The sequence below is a fragment of the Pseudomonas sp. FP603 genome, assembly GCF_030687415.1.
In the GTDB taxonomy this organism is placed as follows: domain Bacteria; phylum Pseudomonadota; class Gammaproteobacteria; order Pseudomonadales; family Pseudomonadaceae; genus Aquipseudomonas; species Aquipseudomonas wuhanensis.
Genome location: NZ_CP117431.1, coordinates 637,069 through 659,717, shown reverse-complemented (window position 1 = coordinate 659,717; position 22,649 = coordinate 637,069). Strand labels below are relative to the sequence as shown.

Sequence of the window (22,649 nt, the reverse complement as noted above, 5' to 3'; positions counted from 1 at the left end):
GGTTAGTGTTGGTGAAGCAGGGGGGCGATCAATGCGCCTCTAGAAGTGGGTCGAGCGCGCGAACGTGTTCGACCTGCCAGCCAAGCGGTACCACGTCGCCGACAGCGAGCGCGGGATCGAGCTCGGCAATCGGTTGTTTCACGAAGAAGTCGGTCTTGCCGCAGACTTCCAGGCGAACCCGGACGTGGTCGCCCAGATAGATAAATTCCGCCACCCTCCCTGAGAAGCGGTTGACGCAGGACTCGCTCGAGCCATTGAGGCTCACGCGTTCCGGACGAATCGACAGCGTGACGGGTTCGCCGGTCTTGCCGACGTTGACCGCCAGCGCTTCGACCTTTTCACCGCGACCGAGCTCAACCACGCAGCGGTCGCCGGTATGGCTGTGCAAGCGGCCATTGAGACGGTTGTTTTCGCCGATGAAGTTGGCGACGAAGGTGTTTTTCGGCTCTTCATAGAGGGAGCGCGGTGGTGCGATCTGCTGGATTTCACCTTGATGGAAAACCGCCACACGGTCGGACATGGTCAGGGCTTCGCCCTGGTCGTGGGTCACGTAGACCACGGTCACGCCGAGACGCTGGTGCAGGTGTTTGATTTCCATCTGCATGTGTTCGCGCAGTTGTTTGTCCAGTGCGCCGAGAGGTTCGTCCATCAGCACCAGTTGCGGTTCGAACACCAACGCACGGGCCAAGGCCACACGCTGCTTGCTGACCGCCGGACAGTTGCGCTGGATAAACGCTGGGCGAAGGTGTCGAGCTGAACCATGCTCAAGACACGTTTGACCCGGTCACTGACATCGCTCTTGTTCAAGCCGCGCACGGTCAGCGGGAACGCCAGGTTCTCGGCAACCGTCATGTGCGGGAACAACGCGTAGTTCTGGAACACCATGCCGATGTCGCGTTTATGCGGCGGCACGTTGTTGATGGAACGCCCGGCCAGTTGAATTTCGCCTGCGGTCGGCGTTTCGAAACCGGCGAGCATCATCAGACTGGTGGTCTTGCCGGAGCCGGACGGCCCGAGCAAGGTGAGGAATTCGCCTTTGCGAATATCCAGGTTGAGGTCTTTGACGATCAGGTTCTCGCCGTCGTAGCTCTTTTGCACTCCACGAAAGCTGACCAGAATATCGCTGGCCCCTGCGCTTGAATCAACCTGGCTCATACCCACACCTTTGTTATTGATGACTGCTGTGGACTAAGCCTAGTGGACGCTGGGAGCCACGCAAATCGGGGCGCAGGAGAGAATCGCCTCAGCCGGATGGAAGGTTGGGGGTAGGGATTGCCCTACAAGGATGGCGGGGATGGATATGTCGATTCGGGATCGCGACAGGCGGTGAGCTGCAAGCCGCAAGAACAGGCAAAAGCGGCTTTGTGAGCCTGTCGCAAATGGACATGCCACCACGGTCCTGTGGGAGCGGGCTTGCCCGCGATGACGGTGGAACATTCAAAATCCTATCGACTGACAAACCGCAATCGCGGGCAAGCCCGCTCCCACAGGGATTTGCAGTGAATCCGTGGATAGGGTGTATCAGAGGAGTTTGTGCTCCATCGCGTACTTCACCAGTTCGGCCAGGGAGGTGATGTTGAGTTTCTGCATCAGCCGCGCCTTGTGGGTGCTGATGGTTTTGCTGCTCAGGGCCAGTTGTTGCGCGATGTCGTTGACGTTGGCACCTTGGGCCAAGCGCTCGAACACCGAGAATTCACGCTCCGACAGCAACGAGTGCAATGGCCGCGAATCCGTCAGGCCGACTTCGAAGACCATACGATCGGCCAGGTCCGGATCGATGTATCGCCCGCCCGCCGCAACTTTGCGGATTGCCGTCAGCAGCAATGCCGGATCGCTGTCCTTGGTCGCATAACCTGCGGCGCCCACCTTCAACGCCCGAGCGGCCATTTGCGCTTCGTCATGCATCGACAGCACCAGAATCGCCGGGGGATTGTTCAAGGCGCGAATCCGCGGAATCGCTTCCAGGCCGTTGACTCCGGGCATGGAGATGTCCAGCAACACCACTTCGCAGGGAACATGGCGCAAGGTCTCTAGCAACTGCTCGCCATTACTCGCCTCCCCGACCACCAGCAAGTCCTTGGCCAGGCCGATCAATTGCTTGATGCCTTCGCGAACGATGGTGTGGTCTTCGGCTACCAGTACACGGATCACGTTCTTCTCCATTTTTCTTATGTCAGAGCCAAGATCATTCGCGAGTACAGACACCGTAAATTTTTCAGGCTTCATCCAGCGGCACTCGCACCGTCAGGGTCGTCCCCTCTCCCGGCTCACTCTCAAGCAACAACTGCCCGCCCATGATCAACACCCGCTCACGCATGCCGACCACACCAAAGGATGTCGGCCTGCCAGTGGCGGCGACAAATCCTACGCCATCATCGCTGACCGTCAGACAGAGTTCATTGCCCTCAAGGGCCAGCGTCAGTTCAACAGTATGCGCCTGGGCGTGGCGCATGACATTGGTCAGCGCTTCCTGAAGAATCCGGAACAGCCCGATGGCCTTGGCGTCACTGAGCACCGGCAAGTTATCCGGCACTTGCACCAGGCACGGGATCTGCGTGCGCGCCTCGAACCGTCGCGCCTGCCATTCGATGGCCGAGGCGATCCCGGCATCGAGAATCGGCGGCCGTAGCGCCGTGGCCACATCGCGCACCAGTTGAAACAGCTGAGCGATCAACCGTTTCATGCTGTTCAAGCGCTCATGCAGACCTGGGTCGAGCTGGGCGTAGGCCAGTTCACACATGGACGTTTCCAGCTTCAGTACGGTCAACATCTGACCCAGCTCGTCGTGAACTTCCCGGGCGATGCGGGCCTTTTCCTCTTCCCGCACGCTCTCCAGGTGGGCGGACAACTCGCGCAATTGCTCGCGGGAACTGGCCAGTTCCAGTTCGATGCGCTTGCTCTCGGTGATGTCCCAGACGATCCCGTCCCAGACATAGGCGCCATCTTCAAGCCGGCGGGTGATGGCCTTGATTTCGGCCCAGCGCTGCTCGCCCTGACGGGTCAGAATCCGTCCCTGCCACGACCAGTCGCTGTCGGTGTCCAGCGCATGATCCTGAGTCTGGTGATAACTGGCTTTGTCGTCCGGATGCACCAGGCTGCGCAAGCCTTTGTCCCGATGGGCCAGCGTGGCCGGCGAGTATCCCACCAGGCTCTCGCTGCCTTCACTGATGTAGGCAAAGTCGATCTGTCCGGTCACCGGCGCGCGCTCCAGACGAAAGACCAGGCCGGGGACGTTGGCGGCAATCCCTTGCAGCCGCGCCTCGCTTTCCTGCAACGCGGCCAGGGCGCGACGACGCTCGGTGACATCATTGAGATAAACCACCAGGTATTCGCCATCGCGAAAACGCAAGAAGCTCAATGAAACATCCGCCGGCAGAATACTGCCATCCGCTCGCACGCAATTGGTTTCGAAACTTTGCGGCCCTTCGTCACTGGCCCGGGCGCGTTTCCACAGGTTCAGCCAGCGGTCCATGTGCAAACCGGGTTCGAAGTCGATCAATGGCCGATCAATGATCCCGCCCGCCGGGTAGCCGAGCATGGTTTCCGCCGCGCGGTTGGCGTAGCGCACATGGCTGTCCCAGTTGACCCAGAGAATGCCGACGGTGCTCTGATCGATGGAAAACTGCGTGAGGCGCAAGGCCTCTTCGCTGGCCTCGCGCAGGGCAATGTCTTCGCGCGCCGCCAGCAATCGTTGCTCCAGACTGTGTTGCTGACGACGTTGCCAGAACACAATGGCCATGCTGCTCAGCAGTAACACCACCAAGAGCAGGCTGAGGTTTTGCCAGAAACCCGGCGACTCGGACAGTCGCGGGTACTTGGGTTGCACCCATTGGTTGTGCAGTTGTTCGAGGTCCTTGGCCGGGATCGCCCGTAGCGCACTTTCGACGATGCCGGCCAACTCCGGCCAGTCCCGACGCGTGGCCACTCGCAGCAGCTGCGGGAAACCGATATCACCCACCACGGCCAACCCGGAGAACTCAGGCTCGGCAGACAGACGCCCGAACTGCGCCTCATCGACCACGGCGTAACCGGCCTGCTGACTCAACAACAATTGCAGCGCCTGGCGCTCCAGAGGCACGCCTTGCAGGTTCAGATGAGGATAATTGCTGCGCAGATAATCGGCGGTGACGCTGGGCATGCGCACGGCAACGCGGGTCTGGCTGTCGAGCTTTTCCAGCTCTACCGCACCGGTGCTCTTCTGGTCGCTGACCACCAGTTGCGGCACCCGCATGTAAGGGTCGGAAAATTGCCAGAGCCGCAAAGCCGCGGGGGTTTGCGTCAGCCCCGGCGCGATATCGATGTCGCCTTCACGGGCGGCGGCTTCCAATTGCGCAAGATCAGGATAATTGCGCCAGCTCAGTTCGATCTTGAGCGCCTTGGCCAGCCACTTCATCAGCTCGATGTTCACCCCCGACAGGCGCTGCAAGCGGCGATCGTATTGGGCATAGGGTGTTTGCAACACCACTCCGACCCTCAACTCGCCATGCTGAGCCAGCCATTGTTGTTGCGCTGGCAACAGGTGCACGACATGCGCCGGTGGCGCGGGCGCGGCCCAGCCCATCAAGGGAAACCACAAACAGCCGATAACCCACAGGCAGCGAAAATGCATCATCGAAGTCTCACACTGACAAATACTGATCAACCCATTAGGCTGCCGGATTAACTTCTGGCCTGGAATATCCGATGCCCCCTGTCTACCGCCTGGCACTGCCAGCATTGTGCCTGTCGTTGATCCTGCCTTGCGCGTTTTCCGTCGAGGCGGCCGACCCGGCACCCGCAGCTGCGGAAACACCCGCAGAAGAAAAACCGGTCGAACGCCAGCCACTGCTTGAGCGTAGTCAGGAAGAAGCGGCAGCACTTGAGCGAAAAATCCCTGCGCAGGAACAGCAACAACTGCAAGCCGGCACCGACAGCTTTCTCGCCTTGTGGAAACCGGCCAATACCGCCGAACCCAAAGGCGCGGTGATTATCATCCCGGGCGCCGGTGAAACCGTTGACTGGCCGCAAGCGATCAGCCCATTGCGGCGCAAGTTGCCGGACGTCGAGTGGAGCAGCCTGAGTATCACCTTGCCGGACCTGCAAAGCGAAGTCATTGCGCCACGTATCGTCGAAGTGGCGCCAGCGCCCAAAACGCCTGATGCCGGCAGCAAAGACTCCACGACTGCGACGCCCATCGAACAGGCGGCCGGCGGCGAAGCGGATGTGGCCGACAAGGCCATCGTCGAAACCACCGAAGAACAGGCCAAAGCCGACGCGGAGCGAATCTTCGCGCGCATCGATGCAGCCATCGCCTACGCCGAACAGCAAAGCGCTCGCAGTATCGTCGTATTGGGCCATGGTACCGGTGCTTACTGGGCCGCGCGTTATCTGAGCGAGAAACAGCCATCGCAAGTCGAGAAGCTCGTGATGGTCGCCGCCCAGACGCCCGTTACGGCGAAGCCCGAGCTGGCTGAGCTCACACCCACCTTGAAGCTGCCTACCGCCGATATCTTCTATATGGACAAGCCGGTAGACCGTAACGCGGCGCTGGAACGCTTGCAGGCCAGCAAGCGCTTGAAAACTTCGGGGTTCAATCAGGTTTCGCTCAAGGCTTTGCCGGGGAATGCCAAGGCCGAGCAAGAGCAATTGGTGCGTCGGGTGCGGGGCTGGTTGAATCCGCAGCCTGTGGCGGACTGATAGACCGAGTCGCCCTCATCGCGGGCAAGCCCGCTCCCACAGGATTTGAGTCGTACACAATTTTTGCTATCGACATAAAACCTGTGGGAGCGGGCTTGCCCGCGAAGACGGAATCACTGGCAACACAACTCTGCCCTGCTACCGAAAATCCCGCCGCTCACGAATCAACGTATAGGCCGTATGCAATTCACGAGTCTTGTCCGTTGCCTCACGTACCTGCAACGCCGTCGCGCCACTGCCGGCAATCTTGTCCGGATGATGGCGACTGAGCAGGCGTCGATAGGCGCGCTTGATTTGCGCCGGCTCACTGGTCGCCGACACTCCCAATAGCCGCAAGGCGTCCTGGTACGTCACGGCGCCACTGGCCAATGGGCGTTTCGGCTCGTAGTCGCTCGCCAGTGCCTGGACTTGTTGCTGCGTCCACCCCAGCCATTTGCCCCACTGGGCAATCAGCTCGCGCTCACTGCTACCGGCGCGGCCATCAGCCCAGACCATCCGCCAACAGGCGCGTAACACACCTTCCGCTGCATGGGGTTGAGCACTCAGGCGTCGCAGATAACCGCGCAACCGATCATGCCCCGACTTACCGCGATTGAACGCCGCAATCGCCCGACGTTGCGCCGATTCGGTCATCTCCAGCGAGCGCATTTCCTGCCGCGCCTGCTGGATGTGCCCATCCACTACCCGCCCATCGCTCTTGGCCAATCGGCCCAGTAACACGAACAGCAGTTCATCATTGCGCAGCACCGAGCGGCCACCGAATTTTTCCCATAGATGCGCCCAGCTCTGCAGGTGCAAGCGCCGGTCCAGCGCCTGTCCCAATAAAGCGCCGAGCATGGCCCCCGGAATGCTGGCTATGGCAAAGCCCGCTCCGGCTCCAATCAGAGTCCCTGGCCATAACATGTCAGCGTCTCGCTTCTATCAGAGTTTCGACTTCAGCCAGACGCTCGTGAGTGCCGACATCCACCCACTGCCCATTCAGGTGTTCGCCGGTCACTTGCCCGTCAGCCATGGCTTTGCGCAGCAGCGGCGCAAGCTTGAAGGCCCCGGCCGAGCAACCGTCAAACAGCTGCGGATGCAACACGGCGATGCCGCTGTAGGTCAGGGTTGATGCATCCGGCCGACCGTCCTGAACATGGCCATCGACCAAAGTGAAATCTCCACTCGGGTGATGCGCCGGGTTGTCCGCCAATACCAGATGAGCAAGCCCGACGATGGGCTGATGCAACACGCTGAAGTCGTAGTCGGTCCAGATGTCACCATTGACCACCACAAAGGCCTCGTCACCCAACAACGGCAACGCACGGAAAATACCGCCGCCGGTCTCCAGCGGCTCACCTTCCGCCGAGAACTGAATGCTCACGCCATACCGCGAACCATCCCCCAGATAATCCTCGATCTGCTGACCGAGCCAGGCATGGTTGATCACGATCTCGGTAAACCCTGCAGCCGCCAACGCTCGCAGGTGATACTCGATCAGGGGCACTCCGCCGACACGAACCAGCGGCTTTGGCGTGGTCAGGGTCAACGGACGCATGCGCTCGCCCTTACCCGCGGCCAGAATCATTGCCTTCATGCAGTCGCTCCAGCACGCAGACCGGCCAGCAATTCACCCAGCTCCGCCAGTTCAGGGCGACGGGCGATGACCGCGTCTATGTAAGCAAAGAAGCGCGGCACATCGCCGAGGTAGCGTGGCTTGCCATCGCGATGGCAGATGCGGGCGAAAATGCCGATGACTTTCAAGTGGCGCTGCACGCCCATCAGGTCGCTGGCGCGCAGGAAATCTTCGAAGTCAGGCTGCACCGGGATGTCGAGCGCGCCGGCTTGCTGCCAGTAATCTTCCAGCCAGCCACGCACACGCTCTTCAGGCCAGCTGAGGAAGGCGTCCTTGAACAGGCAGGTCACGTCATAGGTCACGGGCCCGTAGACCGCGTCCTGGAAATCCAGCACGCCGGGATTCGGCTCGCTGATCATCAGGTTGCGCGGCATGTAGTCGCGATGCACCAGGACTTTGGGCTGAGCCAGAGCGCTGTCTATCAGCAGGTCGCTGACATGCTGCCAGAGCACTTGCTGCGCCGCGTCGAATTCAATGCCCAGTTCGCATTTCACGTACCACTCAGGGAACAGTTCCAGCTCGCGACGCAGCAGCGCCACGTCATAACTTGGCAGCGGCGCTACCATCGGCAACTGCTGAAAAGCCAGCAACGCTTGCAGGGCGTCCTTGAACAAATCATCGGCATTTTCGCTGTCGATCACGTCCAGGTAAGTCTTATTGCCCAGGTCATTGAGCAAAAGAAAACCCCGATCGAGGTCTTCGGCATAAATTTTCGGCACGTTTATTCCGGATTTCGCCAGCAGAAAAGCGATATCCACGAAGGGTTTGCAGTTTTCCTGGGGCGGCGGCGCGTCCATCACGACGAAACTTCGGCCCGCGCCTTCCCAGCGGAAATAGCGCCGAAAACTCGCGTCGCTACTGGCCGCAGTCAACGTGGCCGGGGGCACGGCGCCCCAACTTTGTTCTGCAAAGAGGATAGCCAACTGTTCATCGAGCCAAACTTTCAGGTGTTGCAAGCGTACATCTTGGTCAGGCATTGCAAGGGTCTCCGACGGCGCTAGCCGTCAAGCGGGTCATGCTTTATTATCCAGCATCTTTTTCAGACCATCGAGAGGCGTGCGGCCCACACCGCGGGCAGATGGCACGCAGGAAGCCCGGACTAATAAGATGGCATTGAAATCCCCCGCGTTTCGTAAAAAATTTCCGTTGTTGGTTACCGGCAGTCTGCTGGCCCTGCAACCTCTAGCCACTTCGTTCGTGGTCGCCGCGGAACAGTATGACTGCTCAGTCTCTGCTTCGGGTGCCTGGGACTGTGCGCCAAAGGCGCCGGCTGCTGCATTGCCGCCACGCCCCGTCCATGACGGCAGCGCAGTTTCCGCCACTGGCGAAGCCCCGGCAGACACCGGCTCCAGCGCAGACACCGGCGCCAAACCTGTGCTGGTTACCGAGTCCAAGGGCCGCGGCCTGAAGTCGCGTAGTGAAGACTACAGCCACCTCGACTGGGTTCCGCGCGAGAAGCTCACTGCAGCGCAATTGGCCGAAACCGGTCCTTACTGCTCTGGTTCCTATATCGAACCGATTCGTCCTGGCATGAATGACAAGACGAATAAAAGTGACGCTCCGACCTTTCTCGGCGCCAAAGCCTCTCGCTACAAGCAGGATGAACAGGTCGCTACCCTGGCCGGTGACGTGGTCATGCGTCAGGGCAGCATGCAGGTCGAAGCCGACGAAGCGAACCTGTACCAGGCCGAGAGCCGTGGCGAACTGAGCGGCAACGTCCGCGTTCGCGACAATGGCGCACTGATCGTGGGCGACCACGCCGACGTGCAACTCGACACCGGTGAAGCCAAGATCGACAACGCCGAATACGTGATGCACAAATCCCGTATCCGCGGTAACGCGTTGTACGCCAAGCGTGCCGAGAACGCGATCATCCGCCTCAAGGATGGTACGTACACCACGTGCGAACCGGACAGCAACGCCTGGCAGCTCAAGGGCAACAACATCACCTTGAACCCGGCGACCGGCTTCGGTACCGCGACCAACGTGACGCTGCGGGTCAAGGACATTCCGGTTCTGTATACGCCGTACATCTATTTCCCGATCGACGACCGCCGTCAGTCCGGCTTCCTGCCACCGACCATCGGCACCGGCAGCGACACCGGCTTCATGCTGGTCACCCCGTACTACTTCAACCTGGCACCGAATTACGACGCCACGTTGTACCCGCGCTATATGGCCAAGCGTGGCCTGTTGATGGAAGGCGAATTCCGCTACCTGACCAAGTCCAGCGAAGGTCAGTTCGGCGCCGCGTACCTCAACGATGAAGATACCGAGCGCAGCGGACAAACCGATTACGATAAAACCCGCTACATGTATAACTGGCAGCACAAGGGTGGTCTGGACTCGCGCGTAATGACTCAGGTCGATTACACCAAGATCAGCGATCCGTATTACTTCCAGGATCTGCAGACTGATCAGATTGGTGTGAAAAGTGCCGATTTCGTGAACCAGCAGGGTTCTGTCACCTATCGTGGCGACAGCTATACCGCTCGTTTGAACGCACAGGCCTATCAGCTGGCGACTGTTTCGAACATCACGCCGTATGATCGTTTGCCGCAGATCACCTTCAATGGCGCGCTGCCCTATCACCCGAACGGTCTTGTTTTCGACTATGAGACGGAAATCGTCCGGTTTGACCGCGATTTGAAGAATGGCAACTTCGTTAACGAAGATGGCACCGTCGAGCCGCGTCTTGATAACAACGTGACCGGCCTGGCTCGCGCCACCGGCGACCGTTTGAATCTCAAGCCGGGTGTCAGCCTGCCGTTGAACTGGACCTATGGGTTCTTGAAGCCATCTCTGAAGTATCAGTACACCCAGTATCAGCTGGATCTGGACGGCACGGGTAAGAGTCAAATCGTTGCTCAACAAAACGCAGCAGCGGCCGCAGGCACCGATTACGTCGGTGGTGAATTCGGCAGCAACCAAAATCGCGGCGTCCCAATTGCCAGTATCGACAGCGGTCTGTACTTCGATCGCAACACTCAATGGTTCGGCAAGAACTATCGCCAGACTCTGGAACCGCGCCTGTTCTACCTCTATGTACCTGAGGAAGACCAGGAGGATATTCCGGTTTTCGACACCAGCGAATACACCTTCAACTACGCCTCGCTATTTCGCGACAACCGCTTCTCCGGCTCCGACCGTGTGGGTGACGAGAACAAGCTGTCGCTGGGCGTGACCAACCGCTGGATTGAAGATAACGGCTTCGAACGTCAACGCATCAGCGTAGGCCAGGCCTTGTACTTCAAGGACCGCGAAGTCCAGTTGCCAGGTATCGATGCGAAAACCCGCGACGATGCAAAATCCAGCGTTTCGCCTTATGCACTGGAATACGAATATCGCTGGAACCGCGACTGGCGCACCACGGCCGACTACAACTGGGACCCGGACAGCCGCAGCCCTCGCTCGGGCAGCGCGATGTTCCACTACCAGCCTGAAGACAACCCGAACAAGGTCATCAACGCCGGTTATCGCTATCGCAACGACCAGGTCCGCTATGACCAGAACACCGGTAAATGGTCGGTGGGTGGTGGCGATTACGGCACCCCGGGCACTCCTGGCTACGTGAAGGACTACTACAAGATCAAACAGCACGACTTCTCGGTGATCTGGCCGATCGTGCCGCAATGGAACGCCATCAGCCGTTGGCAGTATGACTACAACCGCAACCGTACTCTGGAAGCCTTCGGTGGTTTCGAATACGACAACTGCTGCTGGAAATTGCGCCTGATCAACCGTTACTGGGTCAGCTATGACGAATTCAGTCAGAACGCCCCGGAAAACGAAAAAGGCGACCACGGCGTCTTCCTCCAAATTGTTCTGAAGGGACTCGGCGGCCTCACCGGCGCCAAGGTAGAGAGCTTCCTCGACAAAGGCATCCAAGGTTATCGTGAACGTGAAGACCAAGCTTTCTGATTGTCTGCGCCCGCTGATGCTGGGCGCGCTGTTCCTGGGTACCGCGGCCAACGCCGCGGTACAGTCCATCGATAAAGTGGTGGCCATCGTCGACAACGACGTGGTCATGCAGAGCCAACTGGACCAGCGTGTTCACGAAGTTCAGCAAACCATCGCCAAACGCGGTGCTGCCGTACCGCCTGCGGGCGTGCTGGATCAGCAGGTGCTCGAGCGCCTGATCGTCGAAAACCTGCAACTGCAGATCGGCGAGCGTTCAGGCATCCGCATTACCGATGAAGAACTGAACCAGGCTGTCGGCACCATTGCCCAGCGCAACAACATGTCGATTGAACAATTCCGCTCCGCGCTGGCTCGCGACGGCTTGTCTTATGACGACGCTCGTGACCAGATCCGCCGCGAAATGATCATCAGCCGTGTGCGTCAGCGCCGTGTAGCTGAACGCATCCAGGTGTCCGAGCAGGAAGTGAAGAACTTCCTGGCGTCCGACCTGGGCAAGATGCAGCTGTCCGAAGAGTTCCGTCTGGCCAACATCCTGATTCCTACGCCGGAAAGCGCCAACTCCGACGCGATTCAGAATGCCGCCAAACAAGCCGATGCGGTTTACCAGCAGCTCAAGCAAGGCGCTGACTTCGGTCAGTTGGCAATCACCAAATCCGCCAGCGAAACTGCACTGGAAGGCGGCGACATGGGATGGCGTAAAGCCGCCCAACTGCCACCTCCGTTCGATCGCCTGCTGAGCACCATGGCGGTGGGTGACGTAACCCAGCCAATGCGTACTCCGGGCGGCTTCATCATCCTGAAGATCCTCGACAAGCGTGGCGGTGAAGCCCAGGTGCGTGACGAAGTGCATGTGCGGCACATCCTGGTCAAACCAAGCCCGATCCGCGATGAAGAAAAAACCAAAGCCCTGGCTCAATCGCTCTACTCCCGTATCGAAGCGGGCGAAGACTTTGGCGAACTGGCGAAAAGCTTCTCCGAAGATCCGGGTTCCGCCCTCAACGGCGGCGATCTGAACTGGGTCGACCCGAATGCACTGGTGCCTGAATTCCGCGAAGTGATGGCCAAGACCCCACAAGGTCAGCTGTCCAAGCCGTTCCAGACTCAATATGGCTGGCACGTTCTGGAAGTCCTTGGCCGCCGCGCCACCGACAGCACCAGCCAGGCCCGTGAGCAGCAAGCGATGACCGTACTGCGTAACCGCAAATACGATGAAGAGCTGCAAACCTGGCTGCGTCAGATCCGTGACGAAGCGTATGTAGAAATCAAGCTCCCTGGTGCAGACCAGGCAACGCAGTGAAACCCAAGCGTTTCGCGTTGACCCCCGGCGAACCGGCCGGCATAGGTCCCGACTTGTGCCTGCTGCTCGCCTCGCAAGCCCAGCCACACCCTCTGATTGCCATTACCAGCCGCGACCTGCTCATCGAGCGGGCCGCGCAGCTGGGCGTGGTTGTCGATCTGCTGCTGGTAACGCCGGACAGCTGGCCCGATGCTCCCGCCCCGGCCAACAGCCTGTATGTGTGGGATACGCCGCTTAACGCCAAGGTCACCGCCGGGCAACTGGACAAAGCCAATGCGGCTTTCGTTCTGGAAACCCTGACGCGTGCTGGCCAGGGCTGCCTGGACGGGCATTTCGCCGGCATGATCACCGCCCCTGTGCACAAGGGCGTGATCAATGAATCCGGAATCGCCTTTTCCGGGCACACGGAATTTCTCGCAGACCTGACTCATACCGCGCAAGTGGTAATGATGCTCGCCACCCGCGGCTTGCGCGTTGCATTGGTCACTACTCACCTGCCCCTTCGCGAGATTGCCGATGCAATCACACCGGAGCGCCTGGAGCGGGTCACGCGGATCCTGCATACCGACCTGCAAGAAAAATTCGGCATCGCCCAGCCACGCATCCTGGTTTGCGGGCTTAACCCGCACGCCGGTGAAGGCGGTCACCTGGGCCATGAAGAAATCGACATCATCGAACCTACATTAGAGCGCCTGCGCGGCGAGGGCATGGACCTTCGCGGTCCCCTGCCCGCCGACACTCTGTTTACCCCCAAATATCTGGAGCACTGCGACGCGGTGCTGGCGATGTACCACGACCAGGGCCTGCCCGTGCTGAAATACAAAGGCTTCGGCGCGGCAGTCAACGTGACCCTCGGCTTGCCGATCATCCGCACATCGGTCGACCACGGCACCGCCCTGGATCTGGCCGGCAGCGGAAAAATCGACACCGGCAGCCTGCAAGTCGCCCTGGAAACCGCCTACCAGATGGCCGAGACCCGTTTATGACCGAGCATTACCAACACCGGGCGCGCAAGCGCTTCGGCCAAAACTTCCTGCACGATGCCGGCGTTATCGACCGCATCCTGCGTTCCATTCATGCCAAACCCGAAGACCGTCTGCTGGAAATCGGCCCGGGCCAGGGCGCGTTGACCGAAGGCCTGCTCAACAGCGGCGCCCAACTGGACGTGGTGGAGCTGGACAAGGACCTGATCCCGATCCTCAACCAGCAGTTCGCCAGCAAGAGCAACTTCAACCTGCATCAGGGCGACGCGCTGAAGTTCGACTTCAACAGCCTGAACGCCGCGCCGAACAGCCTGCGAGTCGTCGGCAACCTGCCGTACAACATCTCTACGCCGCTGATCTTTCACCTGCTGCACAACGCCAACCTGATTCGCGACATGCACTTCATGCTGCAAAAGGAAGTGGTCGAGCGTCTGGCGGCAGGCCCTGGTGGCGGTGACTGGGGTCGCCTGTCGATCATGGTTCAGTACCATTGCCGGGTCGAACATCTATTCAACGTTGGCCCAGGCGCATTCAATCCGCCGCCGAAAGTCGATTCGGCCATCGTGCGCCTGGTGCCTCACGCGGTACTCCCGCATCCAGCCAAAGATCACAAACTGCTGGAGCGCGTCGTGCGCGAAGCTTTCAACCAGCGTCGCAAAACATTGCGCAACACGCTCAAATTGCTGCTGAGCAACGCCGAAATCGAAGCCGCCGGCGTCGATGGAAGCTTGCGCCCCGAGCAGCTCGATCTGGCTGCCTTCGTGCGCCTGGCCGACAAGCTCAGCGAACAAGTCCTACAGAAGCCTGTCACCGACTGAAAGGCGATGAGCGCTATCGGGTAGGACGCCACTCTGGTTTACTACCCGATACTTGGCCTAGACTGAGTTCTATCAGCTACGCCCCGCGTCCCGCTTCGTTTCTAAGGCCTTTTGCATGTCCGATCCTCGTTATCAGGTCGACGTCAGCGTCGTCACCCGCTATCTGGCAGAACAATCGCAACCCGAGCAAAATCGCTTTGCCTTCTCCTACACCATCACCGTGCAGAACAATGGCCTGATGCCTGCCAAACTGCTTTCACGGCACTGGGTGATCACCGACGGTGACGGGCATGTCGAGGAGGTTCGCGGTGCAGGCGTCGTCGGCCAGCAGCCGCTGATCGACGTGGGCAAGAGCCATACTTACAGCAGCGGCACCGTCATGACCTCCAAGGTCGGTACGATGCAAGGCACCTACCAGATGCTCGCCGAAGACGGTAAGCACTTCGATGCCGTCATCGCGCCATTCCGTCTGGCGGTCCCCGGGGCGTTGCACTGATGGCGACGTATGCCGTCGGTGATGTGCAAGGTTGCCTTGAACCGCTCAAATGCCTGCTCAAGCAAGTGGCCTTCGACCCTGCCCGAGATCGCCTGTGGCTGGTGGGTGATCTCGTCAACCGTGGCCCACAGTCACTGGAAACCTTGCGCTTCCTCTATAGCATCCGTGAGTCGCTGGTGTGCGTACTCGGCAACCATGATCTGCACTTGCTGGCGGTCGGGCAAAATATCGAACGCCTGAAGAAGGCCGACACGCTGCGCGAGATCCTTGAAGCACCCGATTGCGGGGAGCTGCTGGAGTGGGTTCGGCAACAAAAGCTCATGCATTACGACGAACAGCGCGATATTGCCCTGGTCCATGCCGGCATTCCGCCTCAATGGTCGCTGCGCAAAGCCTTGAAGTGCGCCGCCGAAGTCGAAGAAGCCCTGCACGACGACAACCGCTTCGCGCCTTACCTCGACGGTATGTACGGCAACGAGCCGGTGAAATGGGACAACGACCTCAAAGGCGCAGCGCGCTTGCGAGTCATCACCAACTACTTCACCCGGATGCGCTTTTGCACCAGTGACGGCAAGCTTGATCTCAAGGGCAAGGAAGGCGTCGACACCGCACCGCCGGGTTATGCGCCGTGGTTCACCCACAAGGAGCGCAAGACCAAAGGCCTGAAGATCATCTTCGGTCACTGGGCGGCGCTCGAAGGCCAATGCAACGAGCCGGGTCTGTTTGCGCTCGACACCGGTTGCGTCTGGGGTGGCGCCATGACCCTGATGAACGTCGATACCGGCGAGCGCCTGCAATGTAAATGCGACGCCCATGGCCACACTCAGCCGGCTGTCGCCGCCTCTATTCCCGAACAAACGTCAGCCAGCGCCCCGCGCTAGACTGCGCTTTCAGCCGAGCCACAGGAGCCCGCCATGAGCGAATTCAAACGTATCCCCCCAGAACAGGCCCAGGCCCTGCGCGAACAAGGCGCGGTGGTGGTCGATGTCCGCGATCCGGCCACTTTTGCCGCGCTGCACATTGCCGGCTCCAAGCATCTGGACAATCATTCCCTGCATGCTTTCATTCAAGGCGCTGACCTCGACGCGCCGACAGTAGTGGTCTGCTATCACGGTAATTCCAGCCAGGGCGCGGCCGCTTACCTGATCAGTCAGGGTTTCTCCGACGTCTACAGCATGGATGGCGGTTTTGAGCTGTGGCGTACGACCTATCCTTCGGAAACGGCGCAAGGCACTTCCGAATAATTTTTTTGTAATGCGCAAGCCCCGGCCCCCGCGGGCTCGCGCGATTGCAGACGAACGGTCTGCCATAACTAATTACGCATCTTGCCTTTACCTCCCGAATTCCCAACTATCCTTAAGCGCAGGCCATCCAAAACAGGGGAGAGCCGGTACACCGGCGCACGGGTCATCGGGAGTAGCTTTCGGAGCAGTCAGTTCCGGAAGAGTTCTGGGGGGTAAACAGCAACTGCCTGTTCGGTTGCTGCCAGCATCGACTGAGTGATCCGGCGTCGGCTCCACGTATCGAGCGAGGTGACGTCATGAGTATCTTTAGCCACTTCCAACAACGCTTCGAGTCCACACGCCAGGAAGAATTCTCCCTGCAGGAGTACCTGGAACTGTGCAAAAAGGACCGCAGCGCCTACGCCTCCGCGGCCGAGCGTCTCTTGCTGGCCATCGGCGAACCGGAGCTGCTCGACACCTCGACCAATTCGAGGCTGTCGCGCATCTTTTCCAACAAGGTGATCCGTCGCTATCCGGCCTTTGAGGACTTCCACGGGATGGAAGAATGCATCGACCAGATCGTGTCGTATTTCCGCCATGCCGCTCAGGGTCTGGAAGAAAAGAAACAGATCCTCTACCTGCTGGGCCCTGTCGGTGGCGGTAAGTCATCTTTGGCCGAAAAGCTTAAACAGCTGATCGAGAAAGTGCCCTTCTATGCAATCAAGGGCTCGCCGGTTTTCGAGTCGCCCCTGGGTCTGTTCAACGCCACTGAAGATGGCGCGATCCTCGAGGAAGACTTCGGTATTCCCCGGCGCTACCTCAACACCATCATGTCGCCATGGGCGACCAAGCGCCTGGCCGAATTCGGCGGCGATATAAGCCAGTTCCGCGTGGTGAAACTGTATCCGTCGATCCTCAACCAGATTGCGGTCGCGAAAACCGAGCCGGGCGATGAAAACAACCAGGACATCTCGGCACTGGTGGGCAAGGTCGATATTCGCAAACTGGAAGAGTTTCCGCAGAACGACGCCGATGCCTACAGCTATTCGGGGGCACTGTGCCGGGCCAACCAGGGCCTGATGGAGTTCGTCGAAATGTTCAAGGCACCGATCAAGGTGCTGCACCCATTGCTGACGGCCACCCAGGAAGGCAACTACAACAGTACCGAAGGCCTTGGGGCGATTCCGTTCACCGGGATTCTGCTGGCCCACTCCAACGAATCGGAATGGCACACCTTCCGCAACAACAAGAACAACGAAGCCTTCATCGACCGGATCTATATCGTCAAAGTGCCATACTGCTTGCGCGTCAGCGACGAGGTGAAGATCTACGACAAGCTGCTGTTCAACAGCTCGCTGGCCAAGGCCCATTGCGCGCCCGACACTCTGAAAATGCTTGCTCAGTTCACCGTGCTCTCGCGCCTCAAGGAGCCGGAAAACTCCAACATCTACTCCAAGATGCGCGTGTATGACGGCGAAAACCTCAAGGACACCGACCCGAAGGCCAAGTCGATCCAGGAATACCGCGACGCAGCGGGTGTCGACGAAGGCATGAACGGTCTGTCGACCCGCTTCGCCTTCAAGATTCTGTCGAAGGTCTTCAACTTCGATCCGCACGAAATCGCCGCCAACCCGGTGCATCTGCTCTACGTGCTGGAACAACAGATCGAACAGGAACAGTTCCAGGCCGAGACCCGCGAACGCTATCTGCGCTTCCTGAAAGAGTACCTGGCGCCGCGTTATATCGAATTCATCGGCAAGGAGATCCAGACTGCCTACCTCGAGTCTTACAGCGAGTACGGCCAGAACATCTTCGATCGCTACGTGCTGTACGCCGACTTCTGGATTCAGGATCAGGAATACCGCGATCCGGAAACCGGCGAGATTCTCAACCGCGTAGCCCTGAACGAAGAACTGGAGAAAATCGAAAAACCGGCCGGTATCAGCAATCCGAAGGATTTCCGCAACGAAATCGTCAACTTCGTACTGCGCGCCCGAGCCAACAACAATGGCAAGAACCCAACCTGGCTCAGCTACGAAAAACTGCGGGTGGTCATCGAGAAGAAAATGTTCTCCAACACCGAGGACTTGCTGCCGGTCATCAGCTTCAACGCCAAGGCCAGCAAAGAGGATCAGCAGAAGCACAACGACTTCGTCACACGGATGGTCGAGCGGGGCTACACCGACAAACAGGTACGACTGCTGTCCGAGTGGTACTTGCGGGTCAGAAAATCACAGTAACCCGCTGCCGGTCAGACCGGTTGTCGTTAGCCCGAGGCCTGTTTACGCTTTTTCTGTTACACAGGCCTCTGGAGGTGTCCGAAATGCGGTAGCGAGGTTCAGGCAGCATCAAAGCGCTTGGGGGGAGCGTGTACACATCCCCGGCACTGGCCTTATGCTGCGTTAGCGCTCGCCCCTTTCAGGACAGCTTCTAAGGAGCAGTCATGAGCTATGTGATCGACCGACGTCTCAATGGCAAGAACAAGAGCACGGTAAACCGCCAGCGGTTTCTGCGGCGTTACCGTGATCACATCAAAAAGGCTGTCGAAGAGGCGGTCAGCCGGCGCTCCATTACCGATATGGAACACGGCGAGCAGATCAGCATTCCCGGTCGCGACATCGACGAACCGGTGCTTCACCATGGTCGGGGCGGCAAGCAGACCATCGTGCACCCGGGCAACAAGGAGTTCACCAGCGGCGAGCACATTGCCCGTCCGCCCGGAGGTGGCGGCGGCAGAGGCCCCGGCAAGGCCGGCAACACGGGTGAAGGGATGGACGAATTCGTCTTCCAGATTACCCAGGAGGAATTCCTCGAATTCATGTTCGAGGACCTTGAGCTGCCCAACCTGGTCAAACGCCACCTGACCGGCACCGACACCTTCAAGACCGTACGCGCCGGCATCAGCAACGAGGGCAACCCGTCACGGATCAACATTATCCGCACACTCCGCTCGGCCCATGCCCGGCGCATTGCCTTGTCCGGCAGCAGCCGGGCGAAGTTGCGTGAAGTCAAAGAGGAATTGCTGCGGCTTAAACGGGAGGAACCGGACAACTTTGGCGATATCCAGGAACTGGAAGCAGAAATCGAGAAACTCAGTGCGCGCATTCACCGAGTGCCCTTTCTCGACACTTTCGACCTCAAGTACAACCTGCTGATCAAGCAGCCAAACCCCAGCTCCAAGGCAGTGATGTTTTGCCTGATGGACGTGTCCGGCTCCATGACCCAGGCGACCAAGGACATCGCCAAACGCTTCTTCATCCTGTTGTACCTGTTCCTCAAGCGGAACTACGACAAAATCGACGTCGTGTTCATCCGCCACCACACTAGCGCCCGCGAAGTGGATGAGGAGGAGTTTTTCTACTCCCGGGAAACCGGCGGCACTATCGTTTCCAGCGCCCTGAAACTGATGCAAGAGATCATGGCCGAACGTTATCCGAGCAATGAATGGAACATCTACGCCGCCCAGGCGTCCGACGGCGACAACTGGAACGACGATTCGCCGATCTGCCGCGACATCCTGATCAATCAGATCATGCCGTTCGTGCAGTACTACACTTATGTTGAGATTACCCCGCGCGAACACCAGGCCCTGTGGTTCGAGTACGAACGCATCGCCGAAGCCTTCTCTGACACTTTTGCCCAGCAGCAACTGGTCTCGGCCGGGGATATCTATCCGGTCTTTCGTGAACTCTTCCAGCGCAGGTTAGTGACATGACCGCCAAAGAGCAGAAGCGCCAACCCATTTCCACCGGCTCCGAATGGACATTCGAGCTGATCCAGGCCTACGACCGCGAAATCAGTCGTCTCGCGGCCCGCTACGCGCTGGATACGTACCCCAACCAGATCGAGGTGATCACCGCCGAGCAGATGATGGACGCCTATGCCTCTGTCGGCATGCCCCTGGGCTATCACCATTGGTCCTATGGCAAACACTTCCTCAGCACCGAAAAATCCTACAGCCGCGGCCAGATGGGTCTGGCCTACGAGATTGTGATCAACTCGGACCCTTGCATCGCCTATCTGATGGAAGAAAACACCATCTGCATGCAGGCTCTGGTGGTGGCTCACGCCTGCTATGGCCATAACAGCTTTTTCAAAGGCAATTACCTGTTCCGCACCTGGACCGACGCCAGCTCGATCATCGATTACCTGGTGTTCGCCAAGCAGTACATCATGCAGTGCGAAGAACGCCACGGCATCGACGCGGTAGAGGACTTGCTCGATTCCTGCCATGCGTTGATGAATTACGGCGTCGACCGTTACAAACGCCCTTATCCGATTTCCGCCGAAGAAGAACGCCGTCGGCAGAAGGATCGGGAAGAGCATCTGCAGAAGCAGATCAACGATTTGTGGCGGACCATTCCAAAAGGCGCGGACAAATACAGCGACAAGGACAACGCGCGTTTCCCCGCCGAACCTCAGGAAAACATTCTGTATTTCATCGAAAAACACGCCCCGTTGCTGGAGCCCTGGCAGCGGGAAATCGTGCGGATTGTGCGCAAGATCGCCCAGTATTTTTATCCACAGCGCCAGACACAGGTGATGAACGAAGGCTGGGCCACGTTCTGGCACTACACCTTGATGAACGACTTGTACGACGAAGGCCTGGTCACTGATGGCTTCATGATCGAGTTCCTGACGTCCCATACCAGCGTGGTGTTTCAGCCGGGCTTTGACAGCCCCTACTACAACGGCATCAACCCCTACACCCTGGGTTTTGCCATGTATCGCGATATCCGCCGGATATGCGAAGCGCCCACCGAAGAGGACTATCGCTGGTTTCCGGAAATAGCCGGCACCGACTGGCTGTCCAGCATCAAATTCGCCATGAGCAGCTTCAAGGACGAGAGTTTCATCCTTCAATATCTGTCACCCAAGGTGATCCGCGACCTCAAGCTGTTCAGCATCCTCGATGACGATCAGAAGGACGATCTGCTGGTTCCGGCGATACACGACGAAGAGGGCTATCGAACCATTCGTGAAACCCTGGCGGCGCAATACAACCTGGGCAATCGCGAACCCAACATACAGATCTACAGCATCGACCGGCGTGGCGACCGCTCCCTGACCTTGCGCCACCAGCAACACGACCGTAAACCGCTGGGCGATTCCACTGACGAAGTGCTCAAACACCTGCACCGCCTGTGGGGCTTCGACATTCACCTGGAAACCCTGCAAGGGGATCAGGTGATGAAAACCCACCATGTTCCGCCCAGAGGCGAACATGGCGAGGGGGATTACGGCCGGCTGGACCTGGCAGTCATTCATCTTTGATCCTGTTTTCTGCCTCCGGAAGTTCGACGCAAAGGTTATTCTGTCGGGCTAACGGAGGTTTTTATGCAGATTTATAAAGTCGGCGGTGCTGTACGCGATCGCCTGCTGGGCAAGCCTGTCACCGATATCGACTGGGTCGTTGTGGGCGCCACCACCGAAGAAATGCTCGCCAAGGGCTTTCGTCCAGTGGGCGCGGACTTCCCGGTATTTCTTCACCCCAAAAGCGGTGAGGAATACGCCCTCGCTCGCACCGAACGCAAAAACGGGCGCGGCTACGGCGGCTTCATCTTTCACGCCAGCCCCGACGTCACGCTCGAAGAAGATCTGATTCGTCGCGACCTGACGATCAACGCCATGGCCGAAGACGCCCAGCAGAACCTGACCGACCCCTACCATGGCCAGCGGGATCTACAGGCGCGCCTGCTTCGTCACGTTTCCCCCGCTTTCGCCGAAGATCCGCTCCGTGTTCTGCGCGTTGCCCGCTTCGCCGCGCGTTATGCGGAACTGGGTTTCACCGTCGCCCCCGAGACATTGGAGCTGATGCGCCAACTCAGCGAATCGGGTGAGTTGGAGGCATTGACTCCCGAGCGCAGCTGGAAAGAAATCGCCCGCGCACTGATGGAAGACCAACCCCAAGTATTCATCGAGGTGCTGCGCGAGTGCGGCGCGCTCAAGGTACTGATGCCGGAAGTCGACGCGCTGTTCGGTGTACCGCAACCCGCAGCCCATCACCCGGAAATCGACACGGGCGTGCATACCCTGAGCGTGCTGGAGCAAGCGGCGCTGCACAAACAACCGCTGACCGTGCGCTGGGCCTGCCTGCTGCATGACCTGGGCAAAGGACTGACGCCCGAGGAAGAATGGCCCCGCCACATCGCCCACGAACACAGAGGCCTGAAGCTGATCAAAGCGGTTAACGAGCGCTTCAAGGCACCGAAAGATTGTCAGGAACTGGCGCTGCTGGTGGGCGAGTATCACACCCATGGCCATCGGGCGCTGGAGTTGAAGCCGTCGACCTTGCTGGAGTTACTGCAGAGTTTCGACGTTTATCGTCGACCTCAGCGCTTTGAGGAATTTATCGCGGCGTGCGAGATGGACGCTCGGGGGCGTAAAGGCCTGGAGCAAAGAAGTTATCCACAGGCTGATTATTTGCGGGGCGCGGCAACTGCGGCGCGAAGTGTTGCGGTTCAGCCGTTGCTGGAGAAGGGCTTCAAGGGGCCGGAGTTGGGCGAGGCGATCAAGCGCGAGCGGCTCAAGGCGTTGAAGGTTTACAAAGCGGCGGCGTCAGTTTGAAAGCATCAAGGGCAAGCCCGCCCCCACAGGATTTTGCATAGAACCCGTGGGAG

General features: G+C 59.2%; 17 protein-coding genes and 1 pseudogene. 12 read left to right on the top strand and 6 right to left on the bottom strand.

The features are described 5' to 3' along the window. Positions 1–28: 28 nt before the first annotated feature. From PSH65_RS02995 to PSH65_RS02985, 3 genes and pseudogenes are all read right to left on the bottom strand, one after another. Positions 29–1,155: pseudogene (locus tag PSH65_RS02995) on the bottom strand (ABC transporter ATP-binding protein). A 366-nt stretch (positions 1,156–1,521) separates the two neighbouring features. Further along, a complete protein-coding gene (locus PSH65_RS02990) occupies positions 1,522–2,163 on the bottom strand; it encodes a response regulator transcription factor (RefSeq protein WP_174160275.1) in 642 nt (213 codons plus the stop codon). A 52-nt stretch (positions 2,164–2,215) separates the two neighbouring features. Further along, on the bottom strand, positions 2,216–4,612 hold the full coding sequence (locus tag PSH65_RS02985; RefSeq protein ID WP_305424879.1) for a transporter substrate-binding domain-containing protein: 2,397 nt from the start codon (positions 4,610–4,612) through the stop codon (positions 2,216–2,218). A gap of 71 nt (positions 4,613–4,683) precedes the next feature. Here PSH65_RS02985 and PSH65_RS02980 point away from each other — a divergent pair, with 71 nt between their 5' ends. After that, the gene (locus PSH65_RS02980) at positions 4,684–5,676 is read left to right on the top strand and encodes an alpha/beta hydrolase family protein (protein WP_305424878.1); all 993 of its coding nucleotides are present in this window, start codon (positions 4,684–4,686) and stop codon (positions 5,674–5,676) included. A 138-nt stretch (positions 5,677–5,814) separates the two neighbouring features. Here the strand turns inward: PSH65_RS02980 and PSH65_RS02975 are convergent, their stop codons facing one another. Genes PSH65_RS02975 through PSH65_RS02965 form a run of 3 tightly spaced genes read right to left on the bottom strand, consistent with a single transcriptional unit; the run spans position 5,815 to position 8,268 of the window. Then, positions 5,815–6,579 (bottom strand): TerB family tellurite resistance protein, encoded by a 765-nt coding sequence (locus PSH65_RS02975; RefSeq protein ID WP_305424877.1) that lies wholly within the window; start codon positions 6,577–6,579, stop codon positions 5,815–5,817. Between the two features lies 1 nt (position 6,580). Beyond that, positions 6,581–7,252, bottom strand: coding sequence for an N-acetylmuramate alpha-1-phosphate uridylyltransferase MurU (gene murU, locus PSH65_RS02970; protein WP_305424875.1), 672 nt, complete (start codon positions 7,250–7,252; stop codon positions 6,581–6,583). After that, on the bottom strand, positions 7,249–8,268 hold the full coding sequence (locus tag PSH65_RS02965) for an aminoglycoside phosphotransferase family protein (RefSeq protein ID WP_305424874.1): 1,020 nt from the start codon (positions 8,266–8,268) through the stop codon (positions 7,249–7,251). The genes murU and PSH65_RS02965 overlap by 4 nt, the downstream gene beginning before the upstream one ends. Before the next feature lie 130 nt (positions 8,269–8,398). Between PSH65_RS02965 and PSH65_RS02960 the strand changes: the two genes are divergently transcribed. The 11 genes from PSH65_RS02960 (at position 8,399) to PSH65_RS02910 (ending at position 22,596) form a co-directional block, all read left to right on the top strand. After that, positions 8,399–11,212, top strand: coding sequence for an LPS-assembly protein LptD (locus PSH65_RS02960; RefSeq protein ID WP_305424872.1), 2,814 nt, complete (start codon positions 8,399–8,401; stop codon positions 11,210–11,212). After that, positions 11,193–12,509, top strand: a complete 1,317-nt coding sequence (surA, locus tag PSH65_RS02955) for a peptidylprolyl isomerase SurA (RefSeq protein ID WP_305424871.1) — start codon at positions 11,193–11,195, stop codon at positions 12,507–12,509. The genes PSH65_RS02960 and surA overlap by 20 nt, the downstream gene beginning before the upstream one ends. Further along, a complete protein-coding gene (pdxA, locus tag PSH65_RS02950) occupies positions 12,506–13,495 on the top strand; it encodes a 4-hydroxythreonine-4-phosphate dehydrogenase PdxA (protein ID WP_305424869.1) in 990 nt (329 codons plus the stop codon). Before surA ends, pdxA begins: the two co-directional genes overlap by 4 nt. Continuing rightward, a complete protein-coding gene (gene rsmA, locus PSH65_RS02945; RefSeq protein ID WP_305424867.1) occupies positions 13,492–14,310 on the top strand; it encodes a 16S rRNA (adenine(1518)-N(6)/adenine(1519)-N(6))-dimethyltransferase RsmA in 819 nt (272 codons plus the stop codon). Before pdxA ends, rsmA begins: the two co-directional genes overlap by 4 nt. 115 nt (positions 14,311–14,425) lie before the next feature. Continuing rightward, positions 14,426–14,806: a Co2+/Mg2+ efflux protein ApaG gene (gene apaG / locus PSH65_RS02940; RefSeq protein WP_305424865.1), complete on the top strand. Its 381-nt coding sequence runs from the start codon at positions 14,426–14,428 to the stop codon at positions 14,804–14,806. Continuing rightward, on the top strand, positions 14,806–15,687 hold the full coding sequence (locus PSH65_RS02935; protein ID WP_305424864.1) for a symmetrical bis(5'-nucleosyl)-tetraphosphatase: 882 nt from the start codon (positions 14,806–14,808) through the stop codon (positions 15,685–15,687). Before apaG ends, PSH65_RS02935 begins: the two co-directional genes overlap by 1 nt. Positions 15,688–15,720: 33 nt before the next feature. After that, positions 15,721–16,050 (top strand): thiosulfate sulfurtransferase GlpE, encoded by a 330-nt coding sequence (glpE, locus tag PSH65_RS02930; RefSeq protein WP_030130002.1) that lies wholly within the window; start codon positions 15,721–15,723, stop codon positions 16,048–16,050. Positions 16,051–16,346: 296 nt separating this feature from the next. Beyond that, positions 16,347–18,269 (top strand): PrkA family serine protein kinase, encoded by a 1,923-nt coding sequence (locus PSH65_RS02925; RefSeq protein WP_105340959.1) that lies wholly within the window; start codon positions 16,347–16,349, stop codon positions 18,267–18,269. A 203-nt stretch (positions 18,270–18,472) separates the two neighbouring features. After that, a complete protein-coding gene (locus tag PSH65_RS02920; RefSeq protein WP_007904257.1) occupies positions 18,473–19,744 on the top strand; it encodes a YeaH/YhbH family protein in 1,272 nt (423 codons plus the stop codon). Beyond that, positions 19,741–21,303: a SpoVR family protein gene (locus tag PSH65_RS02915; protein WP_305424863.1), complete on the top strand. Its 1,563-nt coding sequence runs from the start codon at positions 19,741–19,743 to the stop codon at positions 21,301–21,303. Before PSH65_RS02920 ends, PSH65_RS02915 begins: the two co-directional genes overlap by 4 nt. 63 nt (positions 21,304–21,366) lie before the next feature. After that, positions 21,367–22,596 (top strand): multifunctional CCA addition/repair protein, encoded by a 1,230-nt coding sequence (locus tag PSH65_RS02910; RefSeq protein WP_305424862.1) that lies wholly within the window; start codon positions 21,367–21,369, stop codon positions 22,594–22,596. The last annotated feature ends 53 nt before the right edge of the window (positions 22,597–22,649 follow it).

Bases quoted from the DNA above. Each gene is read 5' to 3' on its own strand.
- PSH65_RS02925 (WP_105340959.1), top strand. From the start codon at position 16,347: ATGAGTATCTTTAGCCACTTCCAACAACGCTTCGAGTCCACACGCCAG.
- PSH65_RS02985 (WP_305424879.1), bottom strand. From the start codon at position 4,612: ATGATGCATTTTCGCTGCCTGTGGGTTATCGGCTGTTTGTGGTTTCCC.
- PSH65_RS02975 (WP_305424877.1), bottom strand. From the start codon at position 6,579: ATGTTATGGCCAGGGACTCTGATTGGAGCCGGAGCGGGCTTTGCCATA.
- apaG (WP_305424865.1), top strand. From the start codon at position 14,426: ATGTCCGATCCTCGTTATCAGGTCGACGTCAGCGTCGTCACCCGCTAT.
- PSH65_RS02935 (WP_305424864.1), top strand. From the start codon at position 14,806: ATGGCGACGTATGCCGTCGGTGATGTGCAAGGTTGCCTTGAACCGCTC.
- PSH65_RS02990 (WP_174160275.1), bottom strand. From the start codon at position 2,163: ATGGAGAAGAACGTGATCCGTGTACTGGTAGCCGAAGACCACACCATC.
- PSH65_RS02915 (WP_305424863.1), top strand. From the start codon at position 19,741: ATGACCGCCAAAGAGCAGAAGCGCCAACCCATTTCCACCGGCTCCGAA.
- PSH65_RS02960 (WP_305424872.1), top strand. From the start codon at position 8,399: ATGGCATTGAAATCCCCCGCGTTTCGTAAAAAATTTCCGTTGTTGGTT.
- glpE (WP_030130002.1), top strand. From the start codon at position 15,721: ATGAGCGAATTCAAACGTATCCCCCCAGAACAGGCCCAGGCCCTGCGC.
- PSH65_RS02980 (WP_305424878.1), top strand. From the start codon at position 4,684: ATGCCCCCTGTCTACCGCCTGGCACTGCCAGCATTGTGCCTGTCGTTG.
- PSH65_RS02965 (WP_305424874.1), bottom strand. From the start codon at position 8,268: ATGCCTGACCAAGATGTACGCTTGCAACACCTGAAAGTTTGGCTCGAT.
- rsmA (WP_305424867.1), top strand. From the start codon at position 13,492: ATGACCGAGCATTACCAACACCGGGCGCGCAAGCGCTTCGGCCAAAAC.
- murU (WP_305424875.1), bottom strand. From the start codon at position 7,252: ATGAAGGCAATGATTCTGGCCGCGGGTAAGGGCGAGCGCATGCGTCCG.
- PSH65_RS02910 (WP_305424862.1), top strand. From the start codon at position 21,367: ATGCAGATTTATAAAGTCGGCGGTGCTGTACGCGATCGCCTGCTGGGC.
- PSH65_RS02920 (WP_007904257.1), top strand. From the start codon at position 18,473: ATGAGCTATGTGATCGACCGACGTCTCAATGGCAAGAACAAGAGCACG.